This is a genomic window from Bacteroides sp. BFG-637 (assembly GCF_024793605.1).
GTDB lineage: Bacteria > Bacteroidota > Bacteroidia > Bacteroidales > Bacteroidaceae > Bacteroides > Bacteroides vicugnae.
This window is the reverse complement of the sequence record NZ_JANUPD010000002.1, coordinates 4,192,239-4,217,485: the sequence shown is the minus strand read 5'-3', so window position 1 is coordinate 4,217,485 and position 25,247 is coordinate 4,192,239. Positions and strand designations below refer to the sequence as shown.

The following is a 25,247-nucleotide window of genomic DNA, read 5'->3' as shown; positions in this document are numbered from 1 at the left end:
CCGATTCTACTCTGTTTCCATACATTTGCAATGTTGTTCTACTTAATATAATCATATGGAAACAAAGATTAAAAACTACTTGTTGGTCTTCGGACTTGGAATCATCACACTTACCAGTTGTAATCACTCTAAAGAGCAAGATATCGTTGCTTCTAACTTCGCATTTGCCGAACAGCAATTAAAATACGCACTGACTCAAATAGACGAGGCACGTGCCAATGAATCACAAGAGAGTAGAGAAAAGAGAGAAAACAAAGGCTGGGGGAATTAACCAATCCCCGCAGTATCAAACCGGACGGTTCACTGGAACTGGTTGTTTCTAAAGACTGGACCAGTGGATTCTTCCCCGGTGAGCTTTGGTATCTATATGAGTACACGCACAATCCATATTGGAAAGAGCAGGCGCAGAAACATACAGAAATTCTGGAACGCGAAAAAAATAACGGAAAAACACACGACATGGGCTTCAAGATGTATTGCAGCTATGGAAACGGTTATCGTCTGACCGGAGATTCCACTTATAAAGATATTCTGTTGCAATCCGCACGCACCCTGATTACCCGTTACAAACCGGTAATCGGCTGTATCCGTTCCTGGGACCACCATGCAGACAAATGGCAATTCCCCGTTATCATCGATAATATGCTGAATCTTGAACTTCTGTTCTGGGCATTCCGCGAAACAAACGACTCCACCTATTATAATATAGCAGTCAACCATGCACTCACTACCATGAAGAATCACTTCCGTGAAGACAACAGCTGCTATCATGTAGTAGATTACGATACCATCAACGGAACGGTACGCAGCAAAATGACGCATCAGGGATATTCCGACGAATCGGCATGGGCACGCGGACAAGCATGGGCCTTATACGGATATACCATGTGTTATCGTGAAACCGGCAGACCCAAATTCCTGCAACAGGCGGAAAAAGTAGAGAAATACATCTTCAGTAATCCGACCCTGCCGGCAGACCTGATTCCTTATTGGGACTTCAACGCACCCGGAATACCGAACGAACCCCGTGACGCATCCGCTGCATCCTGTATGGCATCCGCTCTTTATGAACTAAGCACATACGTTCCCGAAAAGAAAGAACAATACAAGCAGGAAGCCGATAAGATTCTCCAGAATCTGACGCATAGCTATCGTGCGCAACTGAACGGGGATAAAGGATTCTTGTTGCTGCACAGCACAGGTTCCAAACCACACGACAGCGAAATAGATGTCCCGCTTTCATACGCCGACTATTATTTCCTGGAAGCCTTGCTCCGCAAAGCTAAATTGGAAAAGGAAGAAAGTCTTTTCTAAATCTTCCGGCAACTCTCACGATCACATCACTTTACTATTTATCCTTATTAGTACATTACTAATTATGAAAAGATTATCTTCCATATTCATCCTGTTCATTCTGCTGATACTCCCGTTAAATGCCATGATTCCGACTCAACAAAGAATCCGGCTGACAGACTCATGGGAATACCTGAAAGGTGACTTGGGAAGCATTTGGGAAGCAATACGTCCCGCTGACCCCGGTTCTTCCGAAGCAGTGCCTATCTGGCAACAGGTTACCCTGCCCCACTGTTTCAATGCAGAAGATGCAGTAGACCCGGATATCAATTATTATCAGGGCGCAGGATGGTATCGCACGCAGCTTTCTATCAAGAATCCATATCTCAATGGACGCATCCTGCTGGAGTTTGAGGGAGCAGGACAAAAAACGGAAGTGTATGTCTATACATATAAAGTAGCCAGTCACACAGGAGGCTACGACGGTTGGAGTGTCGATATCACCGAAGCCGTTCAGCAAGCCCTTGCCAACCCGGATTGCGCAAAACGCTTCAATGGCAGAATTCCATTATCCGTTCGTTGCGATAATACCAGAGATACGGAGATGATTCCGTCCGACCTGTCGGATTTCAACTTATACGGTGGTCTTTACCGCTACGTGAATCTGATTTACCAGCCCGAAGTGTCCTTCAGTAATATACAGATAGAAACCCCTGTAGAGAAAGATATGAAAAGCGCTTTTCTAAAGATACAAGGAACATTTCATAACCCGAATGATATTCGCCAGGCAAGCATTCACCTTTTATTAAAGGCACCTAATGGAGAAAAGGTATGGGAACAGACAACAACGATTCTTCCGTTGGGAACAAATCCTCTGTTCGAAACAACGATTAAGAATCCGATTCTGTGGAGTCCCGACCAGCCTCAACTCTATACCTGCGAACTGACATTGACTACTCCTCAAAGCAAACAGACTATTACAGAATCCGTCGGATTCCGTCACTTTGAATTCATTGAAAACGGACCTTTCCGGTTGAACGGAGAACGTCTGCTGTTAAGAGGAACCCATCGGCATGATGACCATGCCGGAGTAAGTGCCGCTATGACAGAAGAACAAATGGAAGCGGAAATGAAACTGATTAAAGAGATGGGAGTCAACTTTATCCGTTTGGGACATTACCAACAATCGGACATCATTCTCCGTTTATGCGATCAGTTAGGCATTTTGGTATGGGAAGAAATCCCCTGGTGCAGAGGTGGACTGGGAGGAGAGAAATATCAGGCACAAGCCCGCCGGATGCTGACCAACATGATTACCCAACACCATAATCATCCCTCCGTCATCCTTTGGGGATTGGGAAATGAAAATGACTGGCCCAATGATTTCTCAACATTCGAACAATCGGCCATCCGTGCTTTCATGAAAGAGTTGAATGACTTGTCACACCAACTCGATCCGTCACGTATGACTTCCATCCGCAGATGTGATTTCTGCAATGATATTGTAGATGTCTACTCTCCCTCCATTTGGGCAGGCTGGTATCGCGGACAATTCACAGACTACAAGAGCATTTCGGAGAACGAGATGAAACGGGTGAAACATTTCCTGCACGTAGAATGGGGAGGTGACTCACATGCCGGACGTCATTCCGAATATCCTTTCAACCCGCTACAGGCAATTACGAGTGGAAACAGTGCCGACGAACGGGCAGGCGACTTCGCCCTGCAAGGCGGAGATCCCCGTGCTTCCAGAGATGGCGACTGGTCGGAAACTTACATCGTAAAACTATTCGACTGGCACTTGAAAGAGCAAGAAACAATGCCTTGGCTGACAGGAACCGCCTTTTGGGTATTCAAAGATTTCTCCACCCCTCTCCGCCCCGATAATCCGGTGCCATACGTCAATCAGAAAGGAGTGGTAGAACGGGATCTCACTAAAAAAGAGGCCTACTACGTCTTCCAGTCTTACTGGACTAAACAGCCTATGATTCATATTTACGGTCATAACTGGCGGACTCGATGGGGCAAAGTGAACGAAGAAAAAGAGATTCTGGTATATTCCAACTGTGCAGCAGTAGAACTGTTCGTGAACGGCGTCAGTCAGGGAGTCAAGCAACGCAACAGCCAGGACTTTCCGGCAGCGGGACTTCACTGGAACTGCCTACTGAAAGCAGGAGAAAATAACATAAAAGCGGTCGCTGTGAAAGGCCCTGGTAAAGGTAACATGAAAGCAGCCATTACGGATGAAATAAGTTTCAACTACCAGACAGAAGAATGGGGCAATCCGAAACAACTGAAGTTGAAGACATACCCCGATAAAGGTTCTATCGTATGGGTGGAAGCCCAGCTGACTGACGACAAAGGGATCCCCTGCCTGGATGCTGCAAATGTAATCTCATTTGAAGCTGCGGGCGACGGAAAACTGATTCAGAACTTAGGAACATCCACCGGTTCCCGAAAAGTACAGGCTTATAATGGCAGAGCTGCGATTCGCGTTGACTTGAACGGTACATGCCAGATAGCCGTAAAATCACCGGGCATTCAAACTGCTTTCATCGAAGTGAAAGCTGAATAGCAGTGAAAGCTGAATAAGAAAAGGAGAAAAGTACCATGAGAAAGACAATAGTTTCAATAGGTTTCATTATATTCTTTGGCACTGCTACGGCAGTTGCCGGAGAAAACACAGCCGAACAGATCCGTCACCTTTTAGAAAAAGAAACGATACAACGGGCAGATGCCGCGCTTCATGAGAAACCGGTCACAGTGACCGCTACCCGCGCGACAAGAAGTGCCGGAGGTATCCATGACTTCTATTCGGAGGGCGACTACTGGTGGCCGAATCCGGAAACTCCCGACGGTCCTTATATCCGCCGGGACGGAGAAACCAACCCGGAGAATTTCACAGCACACCGGCAGGCCATGATTCGCATGAGCCAACTGGTAGGCGACCTTACTTCCGCCTGGATACTTACGGGTAAACAAGTATATTCCGATGCAGCCATGCAACATATCCGGGCATGGTTTATCACCCCGGATACACAGATGAATCCCAATCTGCTGTATGCACAGGCCATCAAGGGAGTAGCGACAGGACGAGGAATAGGAATTATCGATACGATTCACCTGATCGAAGTAGTGCAGTCGCTCCGGCTTATGGAAGCGAAAGGGATAATTGACAAGGAAGAACTGGGGACTATCAAACAATGGTTCTCCGATTATCTGACCTGGATGTCCACACACCGTTACGGAATCAAAGAAATGGAAGCGAAAAACAATCATGGTACCTGCTGGGTCATGCAAGCCGCTGCCTTTGCGTTGTTCACGGACAACCGGGAAATGATTCGTTTTTGCACGGAACGCTATAAAACAGTACTTTTACCTAATCAAATGGCTGCAGACGGCAGTTTCCCTTTAGAACTGGAACGCACCAAGCCCTATGGTTATTCTCTTTTCAACCTTGACGCAATGGCCACTATCTGCCAACTGCTCACTACCGAAGAAAAAAACATATGGAACTATACCACACCGGATGGCAAAAACATCGATAAGGGTATCGCCTGGCTTTATCCATACGTAAAAGACAAAAGTAGCTGGAAGAGACAACCCGACATCATGTTCTGGAAAGAATGGCCGGTGGCGCAACCGTTCCTGTTATTCGGCACATTACATCATTTCAACAAAGAATATTTCAAAACATGGATGCAACTGGAGCATTTCCCCACCAACGAAGAGGTGGTACGTAATCTTCCCATCCGTCACCCGTTATTATGGATTCAATAAACTAGAAAATCAATAGAATATGAAAAACTTATTAGTATGCACATTATTGTTCGCCTCTGCTTTCACACTGAACGCACAGGTAGCCAACACCCGCATCTATGCTGCGGAAAAATTAGCTAAAGTAAAAGAAAAAGCCGATTCACCTCTATATGCCCCTGCCGTCAAAACTCTTTTAAGAGATGCCGACAAGGCTTTGAAGATGACTCCGCCGTCCGTAATGGATAAAACGATGACAGCAGATAGCGGAGACAAACACGACTATATGAGCATGGGGCCTTATTGGTGGCCGGACCCATCCAAACCGGACGGTTTGCCCTATATCCGTAAAGACGGACTAAGAAATCCGGAATTGGATAAGCTCGACCGCAACAAACTGGGAGATATGTCGAAAGCAGTCACCACACTGGGACTTGCCTATTACTTCTCCGGTGATGAGAAATATGCGCAAAAAGCCGTAGACTTCCTGAATGTCTGGTTTCTGGATGCCAAGACAAAGATGAATCCGAACCTCACTTACGGACAAACCATCCCCGGAAAGAATAAAGGCATGGGACGTGGTGCAGGTATGATTGATATTTACTCATTCACAGAAATGATTGACGCCATGACATTGATGGAGAACTCGAAAGCATTTACTCCCAAAGTAAAGAAAGGGATGAAAGAATGGTTCACGCAACTAGTGGAATGGATGCAGACCAGTCCCGTAGCTGCCGAAGAACAGAGAGCAAAGAACAATCACGGTCTGGCTTATGACGTGCAACTGACAGCTTATGCTCTATATACAGGCAATCAAGATCTTGCAATGAAAACCATTCAGGAATTTCCCGAAAAGCGTTTGTTCGCGCAGATAGAACCGGACGGCAAGCAACCGTTGGAACTTGCACGCACCACCGCCCTAGGATATACCATCTTCAATCTGGGACATATGCTCGATATGTGTTCGATCGCCTCCACTTTGGAACAGGATATTTACACCGCCACCAGTCCGGACGGACGTTCCATTACGGCAGCACTGAAATTTCTGATTCCATATATCGGCAAACCACAGAGCGAATGGCCTTACCAACAAATCAAGGAATGGGACAAGAAACAGGAAGAAGCTTGCTGGATTCTTCGCCGTGCCTCCTTCTTTGATCCGAAAGCCGGATATGAAGCCATCGGCACTCAATTCCGCAAGACACCTGCCAACAAAAGAATTCATTTAATCTATAGTTTAGAATAAGAAACACTTAAAATACTAATCAGATGAAGAACAAATTTATTCATTACCCTTTGGTAATGGCATTGATGCTGTTATTCTGTGTTCCGTGCGTTACCGTCACTTATGCACAGTCGTTTACCGTCACCGGAACAGTGACCGACAGTCAGGGTGGAATCCCCGGAGCGAATGTGAAAGTAAAAGGTGGTACCGCAGGTACAATCACCAACATGGACGGTCAGTTTACGTTGAGTGTCCCCTCCTCCAAGTCTATCCTGGTGGTTTCATACATCGGATACATCCCACAGGAAGTTGCCATCAACGGTAAAAACAAATTGGATATTCACCTGCTGGAAGATACCAAGACACTGGATGAAGTGGTAGTCGTAGGTTATGGTGTGCAGAAAAAGTCCCACTTGACGGGATCTGTGTCCAAGATGGATATCAACAACCTGACAGATATTCCCGTGACCCAGGTAGACCAGTTATTACAAGGTAAAATTGCCGGTGTCAATATCCAGAACTCTACTTCCGAAGCGGGAGCCGCCCCACAAATCCGTGTGCGTGGTATGGGTTCTATCAGTGCCGACAGTTCTCCGTTGATTGTCATCGACGGCTACCCCACACCGGACGGTCTTTCCACACTCGATATGGCGGATATTTCTTCCATCGAAGTATTGAAAGATGCCGCTTCGGCAGCCATCTACGGTTCACGTGCCGCCAATGGCGTTATTTTGGTTACTACCAAGACAGGAAAAGCCAGTAAACCAAAATACAGCGTGAAAGCCTCCACTGGTTTGAAATGGGCTTATAAGTTACATCCCATCATGAGTTCACAGGATTATTGCAGCATGATCGGATATGAATCGGTATTGAAAAATAAAACAATGTCACAGACAGAGGAGGCTTTCGGCCTCATTGATAACTACACCGACTGGCAGAAAGAGGGATTGAACAGCAGTCCGCAGATTCACCAGGTGCAGCTCTCCGTATCGGGTGGCAAGAATGACATCACTTATTATATTTCGGGCAACTATGCACAGGAAGACGGTATCATGCTCAACAGCAACTATACCCGCCTGAACCTGCGTTCACGCATCACTGCCAAACTATCCAAGCGGGTAGACTTCAGCTTGAATCTGGCACCGTCGTACACCAAGACAGAAACTCCTGCCACCAACTTCATGGATTTCTATCGTACGCCCTCTTTCATGCCTGTACGCCATACAGCCGCCACCTCCGCACTGACCGGCAAACCTATCGGTTCGTATGCACGAGGCAGCGACTTCAGCAATGTTACTTATACCCGTGAAGACGGAACCACTTTCACCCCGACCAGCAGTCCTTTCGGTTCGAGCAACAACAATCCGCGTTCACTGATGGATACGGAAGAACGTTTCCGCGAGGATTACAACCTGCAGGCGAATGCCTCTTTCAATGTCCAACTGATGAAAGGACTGGTATTCACCACTTCCAACGGCTTCTTTATCAAGTATCGCCAGAACAATCAATATCGCGATTATGCAGCGAAGAAAGATGAAGAATCTGCTATGGGTACTTATACCAACCGTCTGTATATCGACTTATTGAGCGAGAACACGTTGAACTATACCGGAAAGACAGGGAAGCATGACTACTCCGTACTGGCCGGCTACACAGCGCAGACTACTTCTGAAAGAACTGCCGGTATCGTCGGACTGGGCTTCCCCACCGACTATATCCATACATTGAATGCCGCAACATCTTTCGACCTTGACGGAACTTACACCCAGAAATACCGTACGGCAATGATGTCCCTATTGGCACGTGCCACATACAGTTATGATGAGAAATACCTGTTCTCTGCCAGTATCCGTACAGACGGAAGTTCTCTCTTCGCCGACGGGCATCAATGGGGCTACTTCCCCTCGGTATCTGTGGGATGGCGTGCTTCGGAAGAGTCTTTCCTGAAACAATTCGGTTGGCTGAACCTGCTGAAAGTCCGTGCCAGTTTCGGTGTGACGGGTAATAACAGTATTCCCGCCAATTCATTCTATGACCTGCTCTATCCCAGCAACTATGCATTGGGAGAGGGAAACGGCAACCTGATCTCCGGACTCGCCAAAACTAGCGAAACCAAAGGTAACAACCGCATCACCTGGGAACAGACTTACGAATACAACGCCGGATTTGACTTGAGCATCCTGAACAACCGCATCAACCTGACAGTGGACGGATACTACTCCATCACCAAACAGTTATTATTCAAACAGCCGGTTCTTTCTTTCACCGGATTCAATAACTACTGGAATAATATCGGACGCATCCGCAACAGTGGTATTGAGATAGAACTGAACACTCATAATATCCGCACCAAGAATTTTGAATGGGAAAGCTCATTCAATATCTCTTCCAACTTCAACAAGTTACTGGAACTTTCGGGAGAAGAACGACTGATCTCTACGGGTGAACGTAACGAAACATATCTGGCACAGGTAGGCAAGAGAGCCATTTCTTTCTTCGGCTACAAGACAGACGGCATTTACAAAAGTCAGGAAGAGGTGGACGCTGTTCCCCACTTGGCCAGCGCCGTACCGGGCAGTCTCCGGATTGTAGATATCAACGATGACGGAGTGATTAATGACAAAGACCGTACAGAAATAGGCAACCCATTCCCGACAGCAACATGGGGATTCACCAATACACTGACCTGGAAAGGATTCGACCTTTACGTCATGATTCAGGGAGTTCACGGACTGGATGTATTCAACGGTGACGGTTACTTTACCGAAACCAAGAAGTTCAACCGCAACTACGTGAAAAACCGCTGGATCAGCGCAGACTACCCGGGTGACGGAAAAACTCCCTCTTTCGCAGCAAACGGCGGTGTCGCCTGGGAATTTACGGATTACCTGATCGAAGACGGCTCGTATGTGGCATTGCGCAACGTGACTTTAGGTTATAAGTTCAATAAGAAGCAATTGAAAAAGATCGGAATCAACTCACTCCGTCTCTATGCTTCAGGACAGAACCTGTTCTATATCTGGTCCAAGGACTACCGTGGTATTAATCCGGAAGCACGCAAGACGAGTGGTTCTTACAGTTCTCCCCTTATCAACGGTTACCAGTCCGGAGGGTTCCCCCTGCAATCGACAGTCACTTTCGGATTCGAACTTAATTTCTAACTCCTTAAAGACAAATAACAATGAAACTAAAACATACATTCATCGGTATTCTCTCGACCTGTGCGTTGGGACTCGCCTCCTGCGACTTGAACATCATGCCAGATTCTTACATAGCCGATATCAACTTCTATAAGAATGAAGCGGAAGTGAATACTGCTATCATCGGCTGTTACGGAGGTATGCACAATCCGTTAAATATAGAATGGGCGCTGACGGAACTCCGCTCGGACAATACCCGCATGAACAGCACCCGTTCCAGTAATGACGCATTCATGCAACTGCTGGCACTGGACCTCGGAACAATGGACGCCAGCAACCCGAATATCCGTACTTACTGGGAGGCTACTTATCAGAACATCAATAACTGTAACTCGATACTGGTTCCCGAAGTGTTGAACGTAGTGGAGGACGAAAAGAAGCGTGCACAATTCGAGGGTGAAGCACTCTTTATCCGTGCTTATCATTACTTCAATCTGGTGCGTCTTTTCGGTCCCACCTTTCTGGTGACGGAAGAGATCAGTATGGAAGAATCATTAAGAAAAAACCGCAGTTCGGTACAGGCTACCTACTCACAAATCATCGACGACCTGAAACGTTCTGTCACGGACTTGCAGGATGTTACGTATAGTTCCAATGACTTGGGACGCGCCACGGTACTGGCAGCCAAGTCACTACTGGCAAAGGTTTATCTTACCCTCGGACAGTATGAAGATGCCAAACCGTTACTAAGCGATGTAGTGACTGTTAAAGGCGAAACGCTGAATGTCAAATATGCCGATGTGTTCGACACGACCAAAGAAATGAACGATGACATTATCTTCACTGTACGCTACAAAAGCGGCAGCCTGGGTATCGGTTCTCCGTTTGCCAATACATTTGCACCGCAGAACAGTGGCGCGAATGTAATCACCGGTAGCGGTGACGGTAAGAATTACCCGACGAAAGAAATATCCGCTGCTTACAGTAAAGAGGATTTAAGAAAGGACGTCAGCATGGCAGACAGTTATTATGATAAGAGCAAAGAGATGGAAGCACAGGTTGCTTATGTCAAGAAGTTCCTTTCAGAAGTATCTGTACGATACGATGCTGAAAATGACTGGCCCATTATCCGTTACGCAGATGTGCTGCTGATGTATGCGGAAGTATTGAACGAAGTAGACGGTCCTTCTGCCGGATTGAAATACCTGAATCTGGTACGTGAACGTGCCGGACTAAGCAAAATCGAGAGTAACGCTGTGACTACCCGTAACGTATTCCGTACCTATCTTGAGAAAGAACGTCGTTTGGAACTGGCTTTCGAAAATCAACGCTGGTTCGACCTCTTGCGTTGGGGCAAGGCCATAGAGGTGGTCAACAAGCATATTCAGGAAACGGAATGGGATTTCTATGCTGGCTATACCCAACAGATCAACAAGTTGCAGGATTACCAATTGATACTGCCGATTCCACAAAGCGTGATCGACAACAATCCGGGCGTCATCACACAGAACCCTAACTATTAATACTAAAAGACACTGAATCATGAAAAATAAATTCTATAGCCTATTCATCTTCTTCGTTCTCACTGCGCTGGCAGGTTGCAACGAAAAAGAATCGACTGATGTCACCGAACAGGGTGATCCTCAAATTATAGAGTTCACCCCGACGAGCGGTAAGTTCGGACAGGAAATCACTGTCAAAGGAGAATTCCTGCGCGATATACAAAAAGCAACGATTGGTGGCGTAGAAGCTACGATACGCTATAAGCTCTCTCAACAGGAGATTGTTATTGTAGTTCCCGCCAATGCCGGAAACGGGAAAATCGTTCTTAGTACGAAAGAAAAAAAGACGGAAAGTGAGCAGTCATTTACGATTGTATATCCGGTTCCCCAAGTGAAGAATGTTCCTGCCGGGGCGCACGTGGGAGATCAGATTGAAATACAAGGTGAGAATCTGGACATCGTGTCTAAAGTTTGTTTCGGCGATAAAGAGGCTTCCATCTCCTATCAGTCCGAAAGAGAAATTGTAGCAACCATTCCTTTCGTCATCACGGATACCGCTCCTATCTCCCTCTATTATCTTGACTCTACAGGAGAGCAGTTCACTCAACCGGAGGGTCCTGCTTTTGAGATCATCAAAGATATTCCGACCATTGACGCAATGGCAGAACGGGTGACCGAGGGAAGTCTGATTACCCTCAACGGAACTTTCCTGAATCTGATTGAAAGCATCCATTTCGGGGATGAAGTGAAAGTGACTAACTTCGTTGAGAAAACTGCCAACAGCATTGTATTCCGTGTTCCGGAATTGCCGGAGAGTGCTACTGTGGACGTTCTGGCCAAATATTATGAGGGAACAGGCAGTCTGACGCTACGGAATGACTGTTATGTATTTATTCCGAGAGTATTCAGCTATCCGAATCTGAAGATGGGCGCACACCGCAATGAAGATTTTGGTAATATGATTAACGGAACTACCGGACAGGTTTCCACCACTTGTATCCTGAAAGATGTTGATTCCCGTGCCCTGATTGATTTTGCAGCGGTACACAACAGTAATAATGACTTTGCATTGAACGGTCCGCAGAACATAAAGGCTAATTTGAGAAATTACTGGTGTAACGGTACTCCATTACCTCCATTGAAGAGTTCTTCTACGGAAGCCGAAGTCAACGAAAACTTTGGTGAGTTTACTTCTACTGTCACCAAACTTCTTGTACTTCAGGAAAGCAAAGGATATGGCGAACTGATTAGAAACATTAAAGAAGGAAACATCGAAGAAATATCTCCTACCGACGAGATTACCAAAGCATTATTCAATATTGACATGGATGCGGAAGGCTCCAACTCGGTACGCAGCCGTCAGAAAGCGGAAGCGGAGGATAAGGAAGCATCGAATATATACAAGGCAGGCAGTGTCGTTGTGTTCAAGAACCTGAAGAAGAATAAATTCGGTATTATGATTATCCGTTCTGTCAATGTAGACTTTGACGCTGTTAAGGCGACGAATGATGCCAATGCAACGATTACTTTCGACCTGTATTACCAACGTTACTAAAAAAGACGAAAGACAATGAAAAGACAATATAAATTTACCGCATTATCGGCAGTCCTGTTCTGCCTGATAGGTTTGTTGTACGGATGTACCCGTGACAATGAAATCATAATTCCGGAAACATCTGTCAATCCACCGGCTACGGATTATTCCGTAGCAATCGGTGACGAGGTTACCTTTACCGGACAGAATATGCATCTGATCTCTAAAGTGGCTTTTGACAATCAGGTGGTCAACATCACTACCGAGCCATCCAACCGTTCGCAAACCACACTGATAGTGGCGGTGCCCGATAATTTCGAAGTGACACAACATATCTCTGTCGTTGCCACTTACAATTCTGTACACAAACTGACTTTGAGTGATGCTTTCGAAGTGGTAGTGCCGGGTGTCACCACTGATGTGAGTTCTGCTACTATCGGAGATAAGATCACACTTACAGGAAAGAATATGCACCTGATTACTAAGGTAAACTTCGGAGATCAAGTGGTATCTTTCGATCCCAATCCAGACCGTTCGCATACTTCACTGATGGTAACTGTGCCCTCTACTTTCGATATAACTAAAAAGGTTCAGTTGAGCGTTACGTATACCACCCATACCGTGAATGTATCTAATGATTTTGAAGTAATCGTGCCACCGGTTATTCCTACTGTCACCACTGTTCTGGAAGGAGAAGTGGGCACAGGAGCCACTATTACGCTGGCCGGAACCAATCTGAATATTATCAAGAAACTAATGGTAAACGGACAAGCATACGAGTTTACAGCTACCGCTACCAGTCTTTCTTTCAAAGCTCCCGAAGACATTACCGAAAATTTAGTAATCGACAATGTAGTATTAGTGTATGACAATGTGCTGGGGGATAATCAGGAACTATCTGTATCGGGAAGCGTAACAGTGAAACCGACACCTACCCTGCCATACATCCTTTGGGAAAATATCGAACTGGGAAGTCATGGAACGGAGAATGCTTTCTTTGATGTTACGAATGGACGGACGATGACTCCATGCGATGTAGTCGAACATAAGGAATGGGTTACTTTCGCAATGGATAATACTAGCGGTGCGCCCACAGCGCGTCTGTTGAATCCGGCCAATATCGGAACCAATCTTCTGAACAGTCAGTTTTGCAATGGTACAGCTTTGAATCTGAATGATTATGCCATCTGGAAAGAGCCTACGCAGACAACCCCGTTCAAGAAAGTCACGGATGACGCACTGATTGCCAAAGTGACAAATGGTGAAATCACCAATATTCGGGATGACATCGGAGATGTGAAAGCGTCTGATATCAAAACAAATACTCCGACTATTGCAGCAGGAGAAGTGTATTACTTCTATCATAAGGAGAAATTCGGATTGATCTGGGTGAAACAACTGAATATTCAAACAGACAGAAAGCTGAATACCATCATTATGAATGTATATTACGAGAAATAGACAATACAATAAAACGAGTACCCCAAAAGTTATATTATCCCATGAATCTACGAGCGAACTACTCCAAGAGAATCCGTTTGTCACTGGCTTTCAGTATTGTTGCAATGACTGTTTGCGCCCAGAGCATCTGGAATGCGGAACATTTGGAACAAGTGAAAAAGTCTCTCAACCAACCCGCATACAGCGCCACTTATCAGAACTTGCTAAAGCAGGCAGACAAGGCTTTGAACGCCCACCATCTTTCTGTTATGATGAAAGATAAGACACCACCAAGCGGAGACAAGCACGACTACTTGAGCCAGGCACGCTATTTCTGGCCGGACCCTACCAAGCCGGACGGTAAACCTTATATCAGCCGTGATGGTGTGTCCAATCCGGAACTGGATAAACTGGACCGTAACCGCTTGGGAGAAATGGCAAATAATGTCACTACACTTGCACTTGCGTGGTATTTCAGTGGCAAAGAACAGTATGCACTAAAAGCAACCAAGCAGATTCGTGTCTGGTTTCTGGATAAGAAAACCTGCATGAATCCACATCTGAAATATGCACAGGTTGCGCCCGGACATAATAATGATCTTGGCCGTTGCTATGGTGTGATAGATACTTATTCGTTAGTGGAAATGCTGGATGCCGTCCAGCTTCTTGAAAAATCCCGTTCGTTCACCTCGAAAGATTCAGAGCAGCTAAAAAAATGGTTCGGGCAATTACTGGACTGGATTCTGACTAGCGAACAAGGAAAAGAAGAAGCCAGCCGCCCCAACAATCATAGTACTGCTTATGATGCACAGGCCATCGCATTTGCACTCTATACAGGCAATCATAAAGTAGCCGAACGGATACTTCGGGAAGTTCCCGAGAAGCGGGTATTCAAACAGATTGAACCGGACGGCAAACAACCCGAAGAATTACGCCGGACATTGGCTTTCGGATATTCAGAATTTAATCTGCAACATCTGATAGATATTGCGACTATGGGAGAAAAAGCCCATGTACCTGTTCTTTCCGTCAGCTCTGCCGACGGACGAAGCATTTACAAAGCTGCCGATTTTCTGAAGCCATATCTTGGTAAGGGAGTCAAAAAATGGCCTTACAAGCAAATCAGCGAATGGAACAGTAAACAACAGGAATTATGTAAAGACCTGTATCGACTGTATCTGCTCGATTCCACTCGCACCGATTATTTAAAGGCATATCAGCAGTTCCGAAAAAAGAACTCCAAAGAGCTTTTCAATCTTCTTTTCCTGAAAGAGAAAGATGCATTGTAAAAAAGGAGAATATACTCCGGAAGCCTACCCATCCAATCCGGTGGAATAGAGAAATAAAAAGCAAATAAAGCCTCAAAGACTTGACTTTCGCTTCCGAATATCGTATCTTTACAGAGTTAATGATAAAGTAGTTTCAATTAAACTACACGCAAAGGAGGGAATTGTGATTCCCTCCTTTCTTTTTATATATCAAAGGAAAAATCATATTCATAGAGGGGAAAGTTCCCCCCACCCCGGCTTTCCCTTCTGTTTTGCCCGGTATTCTTTCTCCTTCAACCCGGGGCATAGCGGTCTTCACCTTGCTTCTTACCGGAATTAGAGTGTGCGTTGCCATCTTTTAGAGGCTCTGTTTTCACCAAACAGATCGTCTGTTCAGGTAAAGCAGAGCCTCTATTGAAGTAAAACGTAATGTCTGTTTTCCCACTGTCTCTGCCAAGTTAATAATCAATAAAGTTGCTCTTGACAAAAAATAGCTTTATCTTTGGGGGGTTGTTAAAGCAGACACAATAGGTATATATTATGAGTGAAAAGATTATCAAATGGGGCTTTATTGGTTGCGGAGAAGTAACCAAGACAAAAAGTGGTCCCGCTTTCCAGAAAGTAGAACATTCGGAAGTCGTAGCCGTAATGAGTCGTGACGGTGCGAAGGCGAAAGCGTATGCCAAAGAGAGAGGAATCAAAAAATGGTATGACGATGCACAAGAACTGATCGATGATCCGGAAGTAAATGCTGTCTACATTGCCACTCCTCCTTCTTCACATGCTACGTATGCCATTATGTCCATGAAAGCAGGCAAACCTGCTTATATTGAGAAACCAATGGCTGTGACGTACGAAGAATGTACACGCATCAACCGCATATCCAATGAAACGGGAGTTCCTTGTTTCGTAGCTTACTATCGCCGTTATCTCCCCTATTTCCAGAAAGTAAAGGAATTGGTAGAGAACGGGACTATCGGTAATGTCATCAATGTGCAGATTCGTTTTGCCCAACCGCCACGCGATCTGGATTACAATCGCGATAATCTTCCCTGGCGTGTGCAGGCTGACATTGCCGGAGGTGGCTACTTCTATGACCTTGCTCCGCATCAGATTGATTTGTTGCAGGATATGTTCGGCTGCATCCTCGAAGCAAGTGGTTATAAGAGTAATCGGGGTGGACTTTATCCTGCTGAAGATACATTAAGCGCCTGTTTCCAATTTGATAACGGATTGGTTGGTAGCGGTTCCTGGTGTTTCGTAGCCCATGACTCTGCCCGCGAAGACCGTATTGAAATTATCGGTGACAAGGGAATGATTTGTTTCTCTGTTTTTACTTATGAACCTATAGGCTTACATACCGAAAAAGGACGGGAAGAAATCTGCATCGGTAACCCGGAACATGTGCAACAACCTCTCATTCAAGCAGTGGTAGATCACTTATTGGGTAAGTCCGTTTGCTCCTGTGACGGTGAAAGCGCAACGCTTACTAATTGGGTAATGGATAAAATTTTAGGCAAACTATAACCCCAAAAAGCAAAAAAAGTATCATTCTTCTCCGCAGTTTACCGATACTGTAAAAAAATTAATAGGGATATTCCATTGTATATTGTTAGTTTTTTCTATCTTTGTATAAAGAAGAGAAGGAAAAAATGAAACTAACAATATACTTTTTTGTACCATGACTAAAGAAGCCTTAATGAGGAAAGCAATCGAGCTTTCCAAAGAGAATGTTAAAAATGGTGGAGGTCCTTTCGGTGCTGTGATTGCCACGAAAGAGGGGGAAATAATTGCAACAGGAGTGAATCGTGTTACGGCATCTTGTGACCCAACTGCTCATGCCGAAGTGAGTGCAATACGTGCCGCAGCTGCCAAACTCGGTACTTTTAATCTTAGCGGATACGAAATCTATACTTCCTGCGAACCTTGTCCCATGTGTCTCGGTGCTATTTACTGGGCACGTTTGGATAAAATGTACTATGGAAACAATAAGACCGATGCCAAGAATATTGGCTTCGATGACTCTTTTATTTATGACGAACTGGAACTGAAGCCTGAAGACAGAAAGCTTCCTTCCGAAATCTTATTGCATAATGGAAGCCCTTACTGCCTTCAAAGCCTGGGCGGCCAAAGAAGACAGAGTAGAATATTAAAAAACCTCTCACTATTATTAACCTATTAATTATCCCTCAAATGAAAAGAAAAAGCCTTTTATTTGTGATGGCATCAGTATGCCTGTTCAGTTGTCAACAACAAGACGAACTGCAAGCCCCCAGTAAAGAAGGTATCAACTTTCTTACTACTGTCGACAATGAAAGTATCACTGACGCTGTTACTCGTAGCAGCAGTACCCTGTCACTTCCTTTAAAAAGTAGTTTTTCAGCCGGAGATGTCATTTCAATGTCCGTTTCCGAGCAGGAATATCAGCCTTTTACCTTGGGAGTAGATAACCAAAATTGGAGCGAGACAGCTACAGATTCGGAAGCTGTAACTTTCTATGCTCATTATCCTGAATTGTCCGGTGATGTAACGACTAGATCCCTCTTTAGTCGCTACCGTGATATCAAAGGCGGTTTAGAATATTTGTTCGGCACAGCCCAAGCCCGCAAAGGTTCTAGCAATGTAGCCCTTACATTCAAGCGAATGACTGCGCCCGTTATTCTACTTGATGAAAAAGGCAACCCGTACGAAGGTAAAGCAATCGTTAAACTTTTCCTGAAGAACAAAGGTGTGCAGGATCTTTTCAACGGTAAAATCGAAGCTGACAAGAATGCAACCCCGGAATATATCAGTATCCGGAAAATTTCAGAAGGTATCCTGACTAACTTGATTCCACAAATAATCAAAGCTGGTGAGAAGATTGGTTCTGTAATCGTAGACGATAAGGAAGAACCTATCATCGCAGATCAGGATATTACCATAGAAGCCGGAAGTCCTGTTACGATGAGACTTTACGGAGGTCGCGGAATTATTGATGAACGGACTCCGTTACGCAGATAAAACAAAAGAATAACAGCGATACTAATAAAAATCCCCGGAACCGCTGTAGACACTCAGCATTCCAGGGATTTTTTACACACAAAAGTTATTATTGAAATTGAAAACTGTCTCTTTATTAGATTAGAAGCGCATACCTACGGTAAACAACACTTGGCTACGTGTATTCGTCACTTTCGTTGCTTCCGGTGAACCAATAACTGTATCACCACCATCTACAAGTCCATTCACAAACGGATAGAAATTTTCTTTATATGTAGAGTATTTATAAGCCAAATCAGCATAAAACATTGATCCGCGATAACCAATACCCAATGTATAATTACTCATTGATTTAGAGTTAGCAAAATCCGTGTCTGTCTGAATAGAGTTTATAGCCAAATCCTTGAAAGCATCCTGATGGAAAGCAGCCGTACTATAATTATATCCTGCCCTAAAAGCAAACTGTGGAATCACCTTATACTCCAAACCAAGACGAACCGTGCTAACCCCTTTCAACATAGATGTCGTACTATTTTCAAATTCATAAGCAGAAGAATTACCTTCGGTATCTTTAAATTTCATGGAAGAATAATCTTGATACTCATACTCTGCTCCCAAAGCCAAGCTCTTACCCACCGTATATCCTAAACTTACATTATAAGTCCAAGGAGTTTGAAAATCGAAAGGAAGAATCATATCCCCTTTTCCTGGAAGATTATCCCATGATTTTACGTCATACCCCTTTATTTCTCCAGTTACAACATCCATCACATCCGATATAACTTGTGCACTTGTCTTATAATCCAAACTATAAAATATTGGCGTGTGTATAGCTAGCCCAACCCGAAAAGGCGAATATTCAAAAGGACGAATAATAGCTCCCAACTTCACATCAAAGCCAGAACCCTTTATTCTATTCCAACTCTGCAAATTATATCCCTCATCATTTCCATAATCCTCATCATAAAAAGTATACTTATTATAATCTACAGAATAAGCACCTAGCGTCAACCCCAAATATACCCGATCATTAAAATTAAATGATACATTAAAATCATATTGATCAATTCCACCGCGTTCTTCCGAGCGAAAGTTTGCATACCCATTATCCAACATTCCTTCAAAATGTCCAGGAGAGATATAAAGAGGATTACCATTTATATCCTTATACTGTACCTCCTTCCCTTGTTCATCCTTATAGGTATAAGGAATATTGTTTACCCCTCCTGTCTTGTCATGTATTGTTATATCCCTAATCAGTCCAGCATCAGCGCCTAAAATAGATAGCCAACCAATACCATTATCCGTATAAGGCGAATCTCCCCATTTTTCAATGCCAGCTGCTTGAGATGCCATTAGATAAGTTTGGGAGTAAAGTCCCAAATTACCTTCCATGCGCATGTTATTATTAAATGATTTCGCTTTATGATAGTTAAAACCGAAATTCACAAAACGTAGCGGAGTTTCATTGCCAATCTTCGAAGAAAATACAAATCCGATGTTATTAAAATCTCCCTTAGTTAAATCGGAATTAAACTTCTTCCCCAAATACTGACTTTCATTTCCATAAAGAGAAAACCCAAATGAAGTCATTACATCACTACTGCGATAAAGGCCAATACCTGCCGGATTAGTCCCTATCGTAGATATGTCTCCTCCAAGAGCTCCCATAGCTCCACCCATACCCACAAATCGAGCAGTTCCATTTAAATCTTTTCCTGTTAGTTTGGCACCGTCATATATCGTTTGTGCCATTCCCCAAGGTGCTATCATCAACATCCCTAGAGCAATTAAAACACTTATCTTTTTCATTCTTGTAAAACCGTTTAATTAATACTTATCTTCTGGCACTGCCACTACGAGAGGATCCTCCACCTGATGATGACCTAGAAGAACCACCACTCGAATAACTGCCCCGAGAACTGCTACCACCTGACGAAGCTGGAGAATAACTACGTGAAGAAGAACGAGAAGTACCATAGGAAGAAGAACGGGTATTACTATTACTTGCTGGAGAATAACTACGCGGTGCTTCTGAACTACCGCGACTATAAGTTGATCTTGCACTACTGCTCCTAGTAGTGGTTCCGGACGAACGCGAATAACCAGAAGAACCAGTCGAACGGGAAGATGAGGAACTTCCGCTACTTCTAGTACTACTTGGACGAGAATAAGTAGCACTGCTACGACTACTTGAGCTACTGCGTTCACCTGAAGTCCGTGTGCCCACTACACGCCTGGAAGTAGTTCCTCTGCTATAAGTAGAACTTGAAGAACGAACAGAACTACCTTCAGAACGAACTGCAGAACCTCCACGAACTGAAGAGCCACTGGAACGAACAGCACTCGAACCATATTGACGAGACGAATTTCTGTAACTGCTTTGTCCGGAAGAACGACGATTCGTATAGGTAGGGCCTGTCCAATGACTGCTTCCACCTCCGCCCCAGCCCCAGCTAGGACCACCGTGCCAGTGGTGGTGATGTCCCCAATAACCGCCGCCATACCAGCCACCCCAGTAGCCGCCATACCAGCCGCCCCAATAACCCGGAGAATATCCCCAAGCGTAATAAGGACGATTCCATCCCCAGCCATAGTTCCATCCCCAGCCGTAAGAGCCATAACGCCAATCCCACCAGAGCGGATTACTGAATGTCGGGAATGCATAAGCATACATACCATCGGTATATACGTTCCAGTCCCATGAATTCGGACCGTAAACTACATCCCAATACAACGGACTGCTGATGCTGATAGCAAAACGCGGATTGCGGAAACGGATGATACGTTCAGCGTATTCATAGTCGTCTTCCGTACCATTGAATTCACCTGTCACCCATTCTCCGTCCAAATCCGGATTAGATTTTTCTTTTATATATAAGGTATCATTATCCATTACGAATTCATTATCACGTGCATCGTAACGGCGGTTATATTCATCCACATCCCGTGTTCTTCCCTTACGGTCCTGAACCACTACTGTAGTACCCGGTGAAGTATAGATGTTGGTCACCTGTTTCTTCGGTTCCTTCTTAACCGGAGTTTCTTTCTTCTCCTGTTTGTCTTTTGAAGGAATGAAGTAAAGGTCGTCATCAACGCTTTGTGCCATCAAGCCTATCGGGAGGCACAAGGCAAATAGCAAGAAATAAACAATCTTTTTCATATCATCTCGGTTTATGTAATTACTTAAACTTATTCACGTTACAAAGATAAGGAAGAGATTTTTCGTTCGAGGGAGATTTTCCCCAAAGGATAATAGGGAAATCCCTATTTCACTACTTTTATAGAGAAAAAGAGGTGTTTGATTCTATCTAAATACGTCTATTTAACTTATGATATCAAAGGTATGGTAAACTTCACATACGATATATACAAATCAAAGAAGTCCATTTGGAGCTTTTGTTGATAGCAACATATACTTCATTAAAAAACTTCGTCAAGACTTCGTTTTTGAGTATCTTTGCCCCATCATTATTCAGATAAAAAGAAAGATTATGAAATATTTTGAGTTTTCATTTCAGACACATCCTTGCACCGAAACGGTGAATGATGTATTGGCTGCTGTATTAGGCGAAGCCGGATTCGAAAGTTTTGTTGAAAGCAAAGGCGGATTGACTGCATACATCCAACAATCCTTATGTGACGAAACTGTTATAAAAAATGCGATAGATGAATTTCCTATACCCGACACAGAAATCACCTATACTTATATTGAAGCAGAAGACAAGGACTGGAACGAAGAATGGGAAAAGAATTTCTTCCAACCTATTATCATTGGCAACCGCTGTGTGATTCACAGTACTTTCCATCAGGATGTTCCCAAAGCGGAATATGACATTGTTATCAACCCGCAAATGGCTTTCGGCACCGGACACCACGAAACGACAAGCCTTATTATTGAAGAATTACTGGACAACGAACTGAATAATAAATCCCTGCTGGATATGGGTTGCGGAACTTCAATTCTTGCCATTCTGGCACGAATGCGAGGTGCACGTCCTTGCACGGCTATCGATATCGACGAATGGTGTGTACGCAACTCCATCGAAAATATCGGATTGAATCATGTAGATGACATTGTGGTTTCACAGGGAGATGCTTCGTCACTGACCGGAAAAGGACCTTTCGATGTCATCATTGCCAATATCAACCGGAATATATTACTGAATGATATGAAACAGTATGTTGCCTGTATGCATACTGATTCTGAAATCTATATGAGCGGATTTTATGTAGACGACATTGACTCCATCCGGGAAGAAGCCGGAAAAAACGGACTGACTTTTATCCATTATAAAGAGAAGAATCGTTGGGCAGAGGTGAAGTTTATTTATAAAGGGGCAACCGAAAATCATGGTTGATATACGCTATTAATAAACACAAAACTCTTGATTGATATAAAAAAAATAGTGACGCTATATGACAATGATACCGTCAGTATCCCAATCATATACCGTCACCATTTTTATTGGATAGCGTCACTATCTCGTAGAAGAGAGAAGATCAGATTATTATGAACGAGGTCTTCACATAGTTGTTACGCGAACTCCCTCTTTATCTGTTGGCACCATTCCTTTATTTTCTCTTCCGCATGTTCAGACTGATTATCCAAATCAACAACCAGACCACACCATTGCCCGCCACGCAAAGCTTTGGAACGTTCGAAAGTGTAACCCTCGGAAGAAGTAAAGCCGACTAGCGTAGCTCCATCCTCTTCAAATACCTCCGCCAACAATCCGATGCCATCCGCAAAGTTTTCCGGATAACGTATCTGATCTCCTAACCCGAAGATTGCAACTTTCTTTCCTTTTAAATTCATTGTCCGTAACTCCGGCAACAATTCATCCCAATATGTAGGAAGTTCTCCGTCAAACCAAGTTGAAGCACCGACAATAAAACAGTCATAAGCTTCAAAGTCATTTTGCCAAGCCTGTTCAATAGGCACTGTTTCTATCTTTTCCTTACTAAATTCTTTCTGTATTTTCTCTGCCACCCAACTCGTTCTTTCAGCTTTGGTAGCATAAAATAAGCCTATCTTTTTCATAATCCACACTATTTAATATTCCAATAATTTCCGGGCAGCCTCGTATATCTTGGTCTCATCCGGCAGAATTTCCTTTTCCAGAATCGGATTAAAACCGACAGGGGTAAAAGTAGACCCCACACGCTGCACCGGTCCATCAAGATAGCGGAACATCTCTCCACTAATCATAGCAGCAAGTTCCGCACCAAAACCGGAGAAAACTTTATCTTCATGAACGACCAATGCCTTGCTCGTTTTCTTGACCGATTCGAATATCGCCTCTTTATCCAACGGAATCAAGGAGCGAATATCAATGACTTCCACTTTCCAGCCACCTTCTTTTTCCAATCGTTCTGCTGCGTGCAGGCAGAAATGGGTGGTATTGCCATAGGTAATAATGCTCAAATCTGTTCCCTCACGACGAACACGTGCTTTCCCGAAAGGTACTTCAAAATCTTCCGGCACTACTGCTGCCGCTTCTACCGAATTATACAATGCTTTCGGTTCGAGGAACAGAGTAAAGCCTTTGGATCGCATACTGGTACGAAGTAATCCGGCAGCATCATCCGCAAAAGATGGGCAGACAATACGTGCCCCCGGTAAAGTGGTCAAAGCTCCCTCCAGGTTTTGAGAATGATACAAGCCTCCACCGATATAACCACCGGAAGCCAGACGCAGAGTTATATTCGGAGCAAATTTCCCATTGCTACGCCAGTACTCATGTGTACACTCCACGTATTGCTCTATGGCAGGCCAGAAATAATCGGCAAACTCCGCTCCCTCAATCACCACATGAATTTTAGGATCAAAACGACTCATTCCATTGGCAGTGCCTACAATATAATCTTCCGCAATCGGTGCACTAAATACACGGGCCTCGCCGAATTCTTGCTGCATACCTTTGGTTACATTAAACACGCCTCCTTTTTCCCTGTTTGCCACATCCTGCCCCCAAATAAAGGTATCGGGATTATGGCGGAATTCAGCTTTCAATGTTTCATTAATGGCATTGACCAGAAAAGTCTTCTCCCCTTCCGCCTCATGTGTACCGTCTTTATATTTCTGTGGCTGATAAGGTTCGGGCATTACAAAATCATAAATGCTTTTAGGATCGGGATCGGGAGCAGCCAAAGCCTTCCGGTTGGCAGCAGACAATTCTTTCTTTGCATCAGCTTCTATTTGTTGCAATTCTTCCTCGGTCAGACGTTTATAACGCAGCAGCATCCGGCGGAACTTCATCAAGGGATCAGCATCTTTCACATATTCCAATTCATTCTCATCCCGATACAAGGTGTGTTTATCTGAATTGGAGTGCGAACCGATCCGGACACAATTCGCCTGCACAATAACCGGATTACGGGTGCTGATAGCATATTCCCGTGCTTCGGTCATAGCATTCATCGAATCGAATACATCCTTTCCGTTGCAATAGATAATCTTCAGGTTCTTGAAGCCCGAGAAGTTCTCAGCCACTTTACGGTTGGCAGTCTGTTCCGATTTGGGTACGGAAATACCATACCCATTATCTTGTATTACAAAAATCACCGGAAGACGTTCGAGACTGGCACCATTGATAGCTTCGTAAACGAATCCTTCGGAAGTAGCCGACTCTCCGTGAGAAGTGATAGCCACCCCTTTATGTCCATAATATACCATTGCTCTGGCCACACCTGCTGCATGGAGGTCGTGTGTACCAGTAGCAGAGGAGATATTTTCAATGTGCCATTCCGGTTTGGCGAAATGGTTCGACATATGACGTCCTCCGCTACCCGGGTCCGTCGCTTTGGAAATACCGTTCAAAATCACTTCTTCAGCGGTCATTCCGGCAGAAAGCACGGTTAACATATCCCGGTAGTATGGGAACAGGAAATCTTCACCGAGGGTGAATACCTGACCAACGGCAAGTTGAATACCATCATGTCCTGCATAGGGAGCATGATAAGACCACCCCAATGATTGCAACAGGTAAGACGGTGCCTTTTCGTCCAAGGCACGCCCCAATGTCATCAGATGATACCACTTTTTCAGGGTTTCTACATCTGTAGTCTTTATATCATATTTCTTTTTCATGAGTAATGAAGTTCTTA

At 44.4% G+C, this 25,247-nt stretch carries 15 protein-coding genes and 2 pseudogenes; 13 read left to right on the top strand and 4 right to left on the bottom strand.

Annotation, left to right across the window (positions count from 1 at the left end; translation table 11 throughout):
* The first annotated feature begins 55 nt into the window (after window positions 1-55).
* The 12 genes and pseudogenes from NXX38_RS16175 (at window position 56) to NXX38_RS16120 (ending at window position 18,158) form a co-directional block, all read left to right on the top strand.
* Window positions 56-1,314: pseudogene (locus tag NXX38_RS16175) on the top strand (glycoside hydrolase family 88 protein).
* Window positions 1,315-1,378: 64 nt separating this feature from the next.
* The gene (locus NXX38_RS16170; protein ID WP_258980205.1) at window positions 1,379-3,868 is read left to right on the top strand and encodes a glycoside hydrolase family 2 TIM barrel-domain containing protein; all 2,490 of its coding nucleotides are present in this window, start codon (window positions 1,379-1,381) and stop codon (window positions 3,866-3,868) included.
* A 35-nt stretch (window positions 3,869-3,903) separates the two neighbouring features.
* On the top strand, window positions 3,904-5,073 hold the full coding sequence (locus NXX38_RS16165) for an alginate lyase family protein (RefSeq protein WP_258980204.1): 1,170 nt from the start codon (window positions 3,904-3,906) through the stop codon (window positions 5,071-5,073).
* A 19-nt stretch (window positions 5,074-5,092) separates the two neighbouring features.
* Window positions 5,093-6,295, top strand: a complete 1,203-nt coding sequence (locus NXX38_RS16160; RefSeq protein WP_258980203.1) for an alginate lyase family protein — start codon at window positions 5,093-5,095, stop codon at window positions 6,293-6,295.
* 23 nt (window positions 6,296-6,318) lie between these two features.
* Window positions 6,319-9,435 carry a TonB-dependent receptor gene (locus NXX38_RS16155; protein WP_258980202.1) on the top strand — a complete coding sequence of 1,039 codons (3,117 nt, stop codon included), beginning with the start codon at window positions 6,319-6,321 and terminating at the stop codon, window positions 9,433-9,435.
* A gap of 20 nt (window positions 9,436-9,455) precedes the next feature.
* Window positions 9,456-10,937: a RagB/SusD family nutrient uptake outer membrane protein gene (locus tag NXX38_RS16150; RefSeq protein ID WP_258980200.1), complete on the top strand. Its 1,482-nt coding sequence runs from the start codon at window positions 9,456-9,458 to the stop codon at window positions 10,935-10,937.
* 19 nt (window positions 10,938-10,956) lie between these two features.
* A complete protein-coding gene (locus NXX38_RS16145) occupies window positions 10,957-12,471 on the top strand; it encodes an IPT/TIG domain-containing protein (protein WP_148366211.1) in 1,515 nt (504 codons plus the stop codon).
* A 15-nt stretch (window positions 12,472-12,486) separates the two neighbouring features.
* Window positions 12,487-13,911, top strand: coding sequence for a hypothetical protein (locus NXX38_RS16140; protein ID WP_195649074.1), 1,425 nt, complete (start codon window positions 12,487-12,489; stop codon window positions 13,909-13,911).
* Window positions 13,912-13,952: 41 nt separating this feature from the next.
* Window positions 13,953-15,179: an alginate lyase family protein gene (locus NXX38_RS16135; RefSeq protein ID WP_258980198.1), complete on the top strand. Its 1,227-nt coding sequence runs from the start codon at window positions 13,953-13,955 to the stop codon at window positions 15,177-15,179.
* Between the two features lie 519 nt (window positions 15,180-15,698).
* Window positions 15,699-16,685 carry a Gfo/Idh/MocA family protein gene (locus tag NXX38_RS16130; protein WP_004325616.1) on the top strand — a complete coding sequence of 329 codons (987 nt, stop codon included), beginning with the start codon at window positions 15,699-15,701 and terminating at the stop codon, window positions 16,683-16,685.
* Between the two features lie 154 nt (window positions 16,686-16,839).
* Window positions 16,840-17,311 (top strand): annotated as a pseudogene (locus tag NXX38_RS16125) (nucleoside deaminase).
* 40 nt (window positions 17,312-17,351) lie between these two features.
* Window positions 17,352-18,158: a fimbrillin family protein gene (locus NXX38_RS16120; RefSeq protein ID WP_195649072.1), complete on the top strand. Its 807-nt coding sequence runs from the start codon at window positions 17,352-17,354 to the stop codon at window positions 18,156-18,158.
* A gap of 120 nt (window positions 18,159-18,278) precedes the next feature.
* Here NXX38_RS16120 and NXX38_RS16115 read toward each other — a convergent pair whose 3' ends face one another.
* Window positions 18,279-19,949 (bottom strand): OmpP1/FadL family transporter, encoded by a 1,671-nt coding sequence (locus NXX38_RS16115; RefSeq protein ID WP_195649071.1) that lies wholly within the window; start codon window positions 19,947-19,949, stop codon window positions 18,279-18,281.
* Window positions 19,950-19,974: 25 nt separating this feature from the next.
* Window positions 19,975-21,300 (bottom strand): hypothetical protein, encoded by a 1,326-nt coding sequence (locus NXX38_RS16110; RefSeq protein ID WP_195649070.1) that lies wholly within the window; start codon window positions 21,298-21,300, stop codon window positions 19,975-19,977.
* A gap of 331 nt (window positions 21,301-21,631) precedes the next feature.
* Here NXX38_RS16110 and prmA point away from each other — a divergent pair, with 331 nt between their 5' ends.
* Entirely contained in the window at window positions 21,632-22,498 is an 867-nt protein-coding gene (gene prmA, locus NXX38_RS16105; RefSeq protein ID WP_258980190.1) for a 50S ribosomal protein L11 methyltransferase, read from the top strand.
* A gap of 176 nt (window positions 22,499-22,674) precedes the next feature.
* On the opposite strand, the gene NXX38_RS16100 is transcribed toward prmA, so the two are convergent.
* Together NXX38_RS16100 and NXX38_RS16095 are read right to left on the bottom strand one after the other, a co-directional pair.
* Window positions 22,675-23,181: a flavodoxin gene (locus tag NXX38_RS16100; RefSeq protein WP_234131984.1), complete on the bottom strand. Its 507-nt coding sequence runs from the start codon at window positions 23,179-23,181 to the stop codon at window positions 22,675-22,677.
* A 12-nt stretch (window positions 23,182-23,193) separates the two neighbouring features.
* Window positions 23,194-25,230: a thiamine pyrophosphate-dependent enzyme gene (locus NXX38_RS16095; RefSeq protein WP_258980182.1), complete on the bottom strand. Its 2,037-nt coding sequence runs from the start codon at window positions 25,228-25,230 to the stop codon at window positions 23,194-23,196.
* Window positions 25,231-25,247 lie beyond the last annotated feature (17 nt).